The sequence below is a fragment of the Arthrobacter sp. NPDC089319 genome (assembly GCF_040684925.1).
Lineage (GTDB): Bacteria > Actinomycetota > Actinomycetes > Actinomycetales > Micrococcaceae > Crystallibacter.
On the sequence record NZ_JBFBGZ010000025.1, the window covers coordinates 1 to 9,289 of the forward strand.

The 9,289-nt window shown below is 64.5% G+C and carries 8 protein-coding genes; 2 read left to right on the top strand and 6 right to left on the bottom strand.

Annotated features, from left to right (window positions below; translation table 11 throughout):
• Positions 1–169 precede the first annotated feature (169 nt).
• From AB0N75_RS18695 to AB0N75_RS18720, 6 genes are all read right to left on the bottom strand, one after another.
• Positions 170–1,357 (bottom strand): peptidoglycan-binding protein, encoded by a 1,188-nt coding sequence (locus tag AB0N75_RS18695; RefSeq protein WP_364652443.1) that lies wholly within the window; start codon positions 1,355–1,357, stop codon positions 170–172.
• Between the two features lie 4 nt (positions 1,358–1,361).
• Positions 1,362–1,688, bottom strand: a complete 327-nt coding sequence (gene trxA / locus AB0N75_RS18700; protein WP_364652444.1) for a thioredoxin — start codon at positions 1,686–1,688, stop codon at positions 1,362–1,364.
• Between the two features lie 26 nt (positions 1,689–1,714).
• Positions 1,715–2,698, bottom strand: a complete 984-nt coding sequence (gene trxB / locus AB0N75_RS18705; protein ID WP_364652445.1) for a thioredoxin-disulfide reductase — start codon at positions 2,696–2,698, stop codon at positions 1,715–1,717.
• A gap of 137 nt (positions 2,699–2,835) precedes the next feature.
• Entirely contained in the window at positions 2,836–4,356 is a 1,521-nt protein-coding gene (locus AB0N75_RS18710; RefSeq protein WP_364652446.1) for an ABC transporter substrate-binding protein, read from the bottom strand.
• 89 nt (positions 4,357–4,445) lie between these two features.
• Positions 4,446–6,140 (bottom strand): murein biosynthesis integral membrane protein MurJ, encoded by a 1,695-nt coding sequence (murJ, locus tag AB0N75_RS18715; RefSeq protein ID WP_364652447.1) that lies wholly within the window; start codon positions 6,138–6,140, stop codon positions 4,446–4,448.
• Positions 6,141–6,196: 56 nt separating this feature from the next.
• Positions 6,197–6,721: an NUDIX hydrolase gene (locus tag AB0N75_RS18720; RefSeq protein WP_364652448.1), complete on the bottom strand. Its 525-nt coding sequence runs from the start codon at positions 6,719–6,721 to the stop codon at positions 6,197–6,199.
• A 102-nt stretch (positions 6,722–6,823) separates the two neighbouring features.
• Between AB0N75_RS18720 and AB0N75_RS18725 the strand changes: the two genes are divergently transcribed.
• Positions 6,824–8,332, top strand: coding sequence for a CCA tRNA nucleotidyltransferase (locus AB0N75_RS18725; protein WP_364652449.1), 1,509 nt, complete (start codon positions 6,824–6,826; stop codon positions 8,330–8,332).
• A gap of 38 nt (positions 8,333–8,370) precedes the next feature.
• Positions 8,371–9,021: a histidine phosphatase family protein gene (locus tag AB0N75_RS18730; protein WP_364652450.1), complete on the top strand. Its 651-nt coding sequence runs from the start codon at positions 8,371–8,373 to the stop codon at positions 9,019–9,021.
• Positions 9,022–9,289 lie beyond the last annotated feature (268 nt).

Genomic DNA, 9,289 nt, shown 5'->3' on the forward strand with positions numbered 1-9,289 from the left:
ACATGGCTAGACTTCTACAACCACCACCGGGCACACAGTGCCATCGGAGGCCGCCCACCCATCAGCCGGTGTAAACAACCTGCTGTCTAAGTACAACTAGCAAGCGTAGGACGGGGAGAAAGAGGCGCTCTAGTCCGTTTCACGTGAAACGAACTAGGGTGCTGGCGATCTAAAACGGAGGATTGAAGCGGAGAACGTCGTCCAACGCAAGCGTCCCCGTCGGCTCGTCGTCCTCTTCTAGTAGGTAAAGGCGCTGGATTGCGATCACGATGGAATCGGCCAAGATCTGGCGGTAGATCGGATCGGCAAGCCGGGAAGAATCGAGCGGACTGCTCAAATAACCGATGTCCAGCTGAACAGACGGCGTGCTGGGTAGGCGGAGAATGTCCCAGCTGCGGCCGTGAAGTCCCAAGGAGGTGGATCCTGTACGAGCGACGACCTCCTTCAGGATCAATTCCGCAGCACGATGGCCGATAGGAGAGCGCACCTCGCCGGATTCAGGGCGGCCCCAGAAGAAAGCGCTAACACCGTTAGCCGCAGGTTGGGGCAACCAATCACAGTGGATGGCGATGCTCAGGCTAGGGGACGTGGCTTTGATCAGATCAGCGCGGACGTCGCTCCCATCCACAGGCTGTTGATCTATGATCTCAACACTCGCCCCAAGTTCCGTGAGGATCTTCCCTACACGGCTGGATACGTCACTGGCGACGAATTTCTCTGTGAGAGGCTGACCTGAGGAAGCGTCGGCGACTGTTGCTTCTGCGCCCACCCCAGAACCAGGCGCGATGGCGATGGTGCGGCCGCGCAAGTTTGCTGATGCTTGGCTGAGGCGTTCGTAGTCGCGGAGGGAAAACGCTTGGCTCGGACTGATTGTCCGGTTGATGCGCTCCATCGCTGAAATCAGTATTCCGTCTGCGACGCCGGTAGCTTCGAGGCCAAGGTTCAGTTGCAGTTCACGAACGGCCAGATGGGTTCGTTGCCCGTATTCGCCATCTATGTGCCCATAGTAGAACCCGAGAAAAGAAAGCTGGCGCTGCAACTCCGTGACGTCGTCTCCTCGAAGCACGGTGCGCGCTGGGTCATACACAAGCCGGCGGGAGCCGAGTTTAAACTGGGCCTCGGCCAATGCTCTTTCCGTCTCGGGGCCCGCGACGCCGTCGACCATCAAACCCCGCTGCTGCTGGAAGGTGCGGACGGCAGCATCCACATGGTCATCAAACACATTGGGGTTGTTTACTTGGTCCGGGGCAAGATACGCCATAGAAACGCCAGCGCGTAGCAGCCCTTCACGGAGGGCTACTACGCGCCGACTGATGTCTGAACGGCGCAGACTCTGGTCTGTCGCGTCGTTTTCCATCTCGCTAGTTGAGGAACTCAGCGAATTCCTGCTCGATGACCTGCTTCGGCTTCGCTCCGATGGAAGTCGCGGCCACCGCGCCGTCCTTGAAGACGTAGACAGCGGGGATGGACGTGATGCCGTACTGCGCTGCCGTCGCGGGATTGTCATCGACGTTGAGCTTGACGACTTCGACCTTGCCGGAGTGTTCGGCAGCGATGTCATCGAGGATGGGCGAGAGCATGCGACAAGGGCCGCACCACTCTGCCCAGAAGTCTACAATCACGGGCTTGGAGGACTTCAGGACATCCGCTTCGAAAGTAGCGTCGGTGACATCTTTTGCGTTGCTCATGCTGTTCTCTCTTTCTCGAACCGGTTTCAGACGGTTGCGGGCTCGGCAATGCCGGCGTGGCTGCTAGCGAGGTCGGCCAGGTAGTGTTCCACATCGATGGCGGCGGCGCAGCCGCTGCCCGAGGCGGTGATGGCTTGGCGGTAGGTCGGGTCAATGACGTCGCCGGCTGCGAAAACCCCGGGCAGTGAGGTCTTGGAGGACCGGCCTTGAACCGCAATGGTGCCCTCGGGCGTCAGTTCCAACTGATCTTGGACAAGGGAGACCCGGGGATCATTGCCAATGGCGACGAAAACGCCTGTCACCGGCAGCACCGACTCAGAACCATCGACCGTGTTCTTAAGCTTCAGCGCGGAGACCTTGTTCTCGCCCTCCAGCCCGATGACTTCCGAGTTCCAGACGAACTTAATCTTCTCGTGCGCCAAGGCGCGTTCCTGCATGATTTTGGAAGCACGAAGGGTGTCGCGGCGGTGGACAACCGTGACGGAGTCCGCGAACTTGGTGAGGAAGAGGGCTTCCTCCATGGCAGAGTCGCCTCCGCCAATCACTGCGATGTCCTGGCCCTTAAAGAAGAAACCGTCGCAGGTTGCGCACCAGCTGACGCCGTGTCCGGCGAGGCGCTTTTCGTCGGGAAGTCCCAGTTCACGGTATGCAGAGCCGGTGGAAATGATCACCGAATGCGCCAGGAAGGTTTCGCCGGATCCGATGGTGACCTTCTTGACGTCGCCTTCGAGCTCGAGGCTTGTGACGTCTTCGAATAGGATCTCGGTCCCGAACCGCTCGGCCTGCTTCTGGAAGTTCTCCATCAGTTCCGGGCCCAGGATTCCACCCGGGAAACCAGGGTAGTTTTCCACGTCGGTGGTGTTCATCAGCTCGCCGCCTGCCTCAACAGAGCTGGCGATGAGCAGGGGATTGAGATTGGCTCGTGCAGTGTAAACAGCTGCCGTGTAGCCGGCCGGACCGGACCCAACGATGATGACGTCGCGGACGGACGGTGTGGTTTCTGTGCTCACTGCCTGCGAACCTCTTCCTCTGGTATTGGTGTAAACCTAGCCCGGCCGCCTTGAGCGGGCAGCAGGGCCAACACTTGTGTCAACGGCGCGTGTCGCCGGCTTATTCCGTGCTCGGGCGGCACGGCCCCCTGCAGCGGCTAGGAGACCTCGATCTCTGCCATGCGGATCCCGTAGGGCGGGCCGCCCATGGGGTTGGAGAGCTTGGGCAGCTGCGTGAAGTTGATCAGGACGTACTGGGCCTTGGGCGCAGCGCCATCCTGTTCGGGCACCGGAATGGTGGTCTTCTGCGCGGTGAAGCTTCCCTGGGCTACCTGGTTGGCTCCGTCCAAGGTTGGCTCGTCATTCAAGAGTACGGAGAAGTTTCCGCCGGTACCGCTGAGTTGAGTCAGCACCACGGAGCTGATGCTCGACGGATCCTCCAGCTCGACAACAAGCGCCATGTTCTTGGCGTAGCCGCCGAAATTGTCCGACACGTACTGAAAGCTGGCCCAGTAGGTAGCGGGGTTGCCGTCGACGGCTTCGGACAGCTTGCCATCGTTCTCAGCGTCCAGTTCCTGCATGTCCGGAACCTGCCGGGTGAGGTCGGCGATGACCGGCTCGACAACTTCGGCGGCGGGAGCCGATTCTTCTTCAGCACCGGTTTCCGCCGGACTAGAAGCGGCGCCGGTTTCATTTCCGGCCTCCGACCCATTGGCGACGGGGCCGCCGCGGAAGAGATTCAACTGGCTGACCGCCACGACGATCGCGACGACCAACAACACGGCCAGCAATCCGCCCACCAGCAACTTGGACGACCTCGGGCTGTTGCGTTCCTCGTCGTCGTACTCGTCGTATTCGTAATCGTCGGCCTCGGGCTGATTGCTCGTGCGGGCTGCCGCGGGGAACACGGCGGCGGAGCGGGCCTCGGCCTCATCGCCGTCGTCCTCCGGCCACAGACTGACCCTGGGCTTCTCAGCGGCCGGCTGGGCGGCTGCCGGCCGGGAGGCCGGAACCTGCCGCGAGACAGGTGCCGTCGCCGGGCTGGCGGACGCAGGTGCGGGCGGCGCGGACGGTGGCGGCGGCACGTGTGCGCCGGCCGAGGCAGCCGCTGCGGCGGCTCCTGCGGCGGCACCGGCGCCAGAGGCCGAGCCTTCCGGCTGCCGGCCGAACCGGGCTTTGGCGGTTCCTTCCGGCGCGTTCTTGCCCAGCTTGGGCAGGTCTAGCTTGTTCAGCCGGTCGCGAAGGCTTTGCCGAGGCTCGTCCTCGTACTCCTCGTACTCGTCCTCGTACGGCTCCGGTTCGGTGGAGCGCACCTGGCCGAAGATTTCGGAACCGAGGGTGTCGGTAAAGAAGGGCTCCACATACGGGCCGTCCCGCTGGATGACCAAGTCCAGCAGGTCGGCGGCCTGTGCCTCGTTGGTGACCAGATAGGTGACCCCGTCGGCGTTGCCAAGGTCCAGGATCTGGACGTTGCTGGCCCGCTCGCCGGTGGCGATTTCGCGGGCGCTCATGGCGACCTGGCTGGCATTTTCCGGTGCAGATACCAGGATGCTGACCGGCCGGTTGAGCACCTGGTCCACGCCGTCGAGGACCAAATCGTGTTCGGCGGAGGCAAGCACTTGGGCTGTGACCTTGTAACGGCCACCAAGCAGCATGCCCACATCAACTGGCTGCGGCACTAGTTCCTCCCGGCTGTCCTGGACTGGCGCCCCTGACTAGATAATTTGATTTCCATGCTAGCCGGTGCCGGAGCCGATTCCCGTTTCCGTCAGGCGCGTCCGGGCAACCGATTCATGATCGGCGCCAGGAAGTCCTGCAGTTCCTGGACGCGCAGGGCACGCAGCAGCAGCAGGTAAACGGCGGCCATCACCAGTCCGACGACGGCGATGGTCACCATCGCGGCGGCAATGGACTGCCAGGCGAATCCGCCAGGAGCGTAACCCCCGAACAACCACAGCACTGCCGCGCCCACCAATCCGGAGCCCAGTGCCGCGTAGCCGAGGCGGATATAGGTGTCCACGACCCGCCCCGCGCCGTAATCTCCCAGACGGCGCCGGGCGAAGTGATGGGCCAGCACGGCAGAGACCACATGGAACACAGCAAACAGCAGCGCCAGCGCGTAGACCACCATGGTGGGGTCCACCAGCCAGGCGATCAGCATGGCCAGCACTACCGAGGCGCCGGAACAGATGGCCTGCATGATCAGCGGTGTCTTGGCGTCTTCCTCCGCGTAGAACACTCGTCCCAGGAAGAAGTAGATGCTCATGAAGGGCATGCCCGCCGCCACGATGGCAAGGACCTGGCCCATCGACGCGGCGGAGGCTGCAGCGGTGGGCCCGGATCCCGCAAACAGCCGGGCCAGCGGGCCGGCCAGCACCACCACCGCGGCGGAACCAAAGACGGAGGCGACGCCGATGGTGCGCAGGCCGGAACTCACCGTGCTGCGGACGTCGTCCACCGCGCCGGCCGATTGTTGGTGGGACAACCTGTTAAACAGCACCGTGGCCACGGAAAGGACGAACACCGAATGCGGCAGCATGGCGATCAGCTGGGCCGTGTTCAGCGCGTACTCGCCGGGGACCGATGCGCCGGATCCGGCCAGTTCAGCGCGGGCAGCGGTGGCACTGGAAGCGATGGACCCATAGAAGAGATAGGCAGTGTTGGCGATGACCATGGTAGCCAGGCTCCACAGCGCCACCTTGCCGGTGGCGGCGAAGCCCATACCGCGCCAGCCGAGCTTGAGCTTCAGACCCAGCCCCAGCCGCCCCAGCGGCCACAGCAGGATGAGGGCCTGCAGCACGATGCCCAGCGTGGTGCCGCCGGCCAGCACCGCGGTCTGCGCGCCGGTCCAAAGTTCCGGATCGCCCCTGCCGGGCAGGTAGCGGCCGAACAGCGCTATGTAGAGTCCCAAGGTGCCGATGGCCACCACATTGTTCAGGGCAGGAGCCCACATATACCAGCCGAAGCGTCCGTGGGCGTTGAGCACCTGGCCCACCACTGCATACAGGCCGTAGAAGAAAATCTGCGGCAGGCACCAGATGGCGAACACGGTGCCAAGCTCCAGCATGACCGGTGTCCAGTCGCGGGTCAGGACGGAGATGATCGGACCGGCAAGGAGTGTTGCCAGCAGCGCAATCCCGGCCAGCACCAGCAGCGTCAGGCTGAGCAGGCGGCTGACAAAGTCGGCGCCGCCGTCGCTCTTCCGGCTGGCTTTGATGATCTGCGGAACCAGCACCACATTGAACACCCCGCCCGCCAGCAGCAGGTAGATGATGTTCGGGATGGTGTTGGCCTTCTCGAAGATGTCGCCCATCGTCGTATTGGCACCGATGGCGACGGCGAGCAGGGCGGTCCGGACGAAGCCCAGCACCCGGGACACCATGGTTCCGGCCGCCATGATGGCACTGGACTTGGCCGTGCTGTGCTGCACGGGGTTTTCGGCGGGGATCTTGGTCTCGGACATCGTCCTCTATGATCTCACCTGAAAAACGGCCGCAGGGCCGCATTCGGCAGACGGCCTCAGACGTGGCCGGGCAGGACTTCGCGGGCCAGGTCTACGATCCGGCGCTCGTTCGGGAAGGACAGCTTCCGGCCGAGGTCCGCCAACGGGACCCATGCCACATCGACTGCCTCATGATCCGGGTCGTTCTCGATGGTCAGCAGGCCGCCGGTGGCCTCGAGCAGGAAGTGGTGCACGGTCTTGTGGACGCGGTGGCCGCTGACGGTGAACCAGTAGTCGATGCTGCCGAGCGTGGCAAGCACGCGACCCTTGATTCCCGTTTCTTCTTCAACTTCGCGGACCGCGGCCTCTTCATTGCTTTCCCGGCCCTCCGGGTGGCCCTTGGGCAGGCACCACTCGAGCCGGCCGCCGCGGTTGAAGCGGGCAATGATGGCCACGTTCAGGTCGCTGGTGGACGTATCCACCACCACGCCGCCGGCCGAAATTTCCTCCACGGTGGGCAGTGAATGGTGTCCGGGCGCGGCGCTGCCCACTGACGCTGTCAGCGGGGTGCGCTTCGGGGCGCTCGGAACCGGGTGTGCCATGCGTCCACTCTAACGATTTTTGTCGGGACCCGAGGATGTCGACGCCGAGCCGCCGGGACATTGTTAAACATCGTGCCCGGCATCTGGCACGCTTAAGTCACTATGGTTCACCTTTTTGGTTCGCAGTTCCCGTCCGCTTCCGGCTCCAACGCCCCGTCCCTGGCGTTGCCGGCCGTGGTAATTGAACTCGGAGAGCTTTTCGCGGACGCGGGCCACGAACTCTCGCTGGTCGGTGGACCCGTGCGCGACCTGTTCCTGGGCCGGATCTCCCCGGACCTCGATTTCACCACCGACGCCGATCCGGACGCCACCATCGCCGTCGTCAAAAAATGGGCGGACACGTTCTGGGAGATCGGCCGCGACTTCGGCACCATCGGCCTGCGCAAGGGCCAGCACACCATCGAGGTGACCACCTACCGGGCGGAGGCCTACGACCCGGATTCCCGCAAGCCCGTGGTGGCGTTCGGAACGTCCTTGGAGGACGACCTGTTCCGCCGCGATTTCACCATGAACGCCATGGCGCTGCGGCTGCCCTCGCTGGAACTGGTGGACCCGTGCGGCGGCGTGAAGGACCTGCACGCCGGACTGCTGCGCACCCCGGGCGCGCCGTCGTCGTCGTTCTCCGATGATCCCCTGCGGATGATGCGCGCGGCGCGGTTCGCCTCTCAGCTGGGGGTCACCGTGGCGCCCGAGGTGTCGGCGGCGATGAAGGACATGGCCGGCCGGATCGAGATCATCTCCGCCGAACGCGTCCGCGACGAGCTGGTCAAGCTTGTCAACGGCAAGGACCCGCGCACTGGTGTGGACCTGCTGGTGGACACCGGGTTGGCTGACTTTGTGCTGCCCGAAGTTGCCGCGCTGCGGCTGGAGATCGATGAGCACCACCGGCACAAGGACGTCTATCAGCACTCGCTCACCGTGCTGGAGCAGGCCTGCAGCCTGGAGACAGACGACGACGGCGCGCTGCCGGGACCGGACTTCGTCCTGCGGTTCGCCGCCCTGATGCACGACGTCGGCAAGCCGGCCACCCGCCGCTTCGAACCTTCCGGTGCGGTCAGCTTCCGCCACCACGACATGGTGGGCTCCAAGCTCACCGCCAAGCGGATGAAGAAGCTGCGCTTCGACAACGACACCATCAAGGCCGTGTCCCGGCTGGTGGAACTGCACATGCGTTTCTACGGCTATGGCGAGGCCGGCTGGACTGATTCGGCCGTGCGCCGTTACGTCAACGACGCCGGGCCGCTATTGGAGCGGCTGCACCGGCTGACCCGCTCCGATGTCACCACGCGGAATAAGCGCAAGGCGGAGCAGCTGGCTTTTGCCTATGACGACCTGGAGCAGCGGATCGCCACGTTGCAGGAGCAGGAGCAGCTCGATGCGGTGAGGCCGGACCTGGACGGCGCCCGGATCATGGCGCTGCTGGGCATCAAGCCCGGGCCGTTGGTCGGCCGCGCCTACAGGTTCTTGTTGGAAGAACGCCTGGAGAACGGGCCGGCGGCCCCGGAAGCGGCAGAAGCCAAACTGCTGGCCTGGTGGCGGGACCAGCCGGAATTCGCCCCCGTGGTCGACCAAGGCGCGCCAGCGCCGCGCGGAGACGCGGACCGGCCGTGACCACGGCAGGTCCGCATGACTTCCCGGTGCTGTGGCTGATGCGCCATGGCGAAACCGAGTGGTCGCGGGACCACCGGTACACCGGGCTGACGGATCTGGAGCTCACGCCGACCGGCGTCCAGCAGGCCCGCGACGCCGCCGCCAAGCTGGCTGGAGTCCGTTTCCGCACCGTCCTGACGTCTCCCTTGGCTCGTGCGCGCCGGACCGCCGAACTGGCCGGCTATCCGGAAGCGGAAGTGGTGCCGGAGGCACACGAGTGGGACTACGGGGACTACGAAGGACTGCAGAGTTCCGCTATCCGGGCAGTGGACCCCTCCTACCTGATCTGGACCCACGGCGTCCGCGGCGGCGAGTCGCTGCAACAGGTGGCGGACCGGGCCGACCATGTCATCGCGAAAGTCCTGGAGGGCGGAGACGGCGCGGCTTTCGGCGGTGGGGCATCCGGCGGCGCTCCCGCTGGGCTCCCGCCCGACCCCGGCATGCGGTCGCCCGAAGCGTCCGGAGCGTCCGAAGCGTCTGAACCGAGGCAGGTGCTGCTGGTGGCGCATGGACACTTCCTCCGCGTGCTGGCCGCCCGGTGGCTCGGGATGGAACCGGTCGAGGGCCGGCATTTCGTTCTGGAAACTGCCGCCGTCTGCCGGTTGGGCTGGGACAAAAGGACGCCCGCGATCGCCGGCTGGAACCTCTAGCCGGCCGATGTGGCCGCTGGCACAACCTCCAGCCGACCGAGCAGGTGGCCGTTGGCTGGGCGACTCGCACGCCGGCTCTCCAGGACCGCCTCCTGCCGGTGCGCCGTCAGCCGGTGCAGCCCCCAGGGAACGTGGCCACAATCGACTGGCGAATAGGTGCTGCGACACGCCGCTGTCATGTCTCAGGTCCTCGTGGACAGTTCATGTCTCAGGTCTTCATTGACAGTTGTTGTCTCAGAGGTTTGTAGACAATTGTTGTTGGGCGATG

Excerpts from the sequence above, each read along its gene's own strand:
- trxA (WP_364652444.1), bottom strand. The coding sequence starts at position 1,688 with ATGAGCAACGCAAAAGATGTCACCGACGCTACTTTCGAAGCGGATGTC.
- AB0N75_RS18695 (WP_364652443.1), bottom strand. The coding sequence starts at position 1,357 with ATGGAAAACGACGCGACAGACCAGAGTCTGCGCCGTTCAGACATCAGT.
- AB0N75_RS18730 (WP_364652450.1), top strand. The coding sequence starts at position 8,371 with ATGCGCCATGGCGAAACCGAGTGGTCGCGGGACCACCGGTACACCGGG.
- murJ (WP_364652447.1), bottom strand. The coding sequence starts at position 6,140 with ATGTCCGAGACCAAGATCCCCGCCGAAAACCCCGTGCAGCACAGCACG.
- AB0N75_RS18720 (WP_364652448.1), bottom strand. The coding sequence starts at position 6,721 with ATGGCACACCCGGTTCCGAGCGCCCCGAAGCGCACCCCGCTGACAGCG.
- AB0N75_RS18725 (WP_364652449.1), top strand. The coding sequence starts at position 6,824 with ATGGTTCACCTTTTTGGTTCGCAGTTCCCGTCCGCTTCCGGCTCCAAC.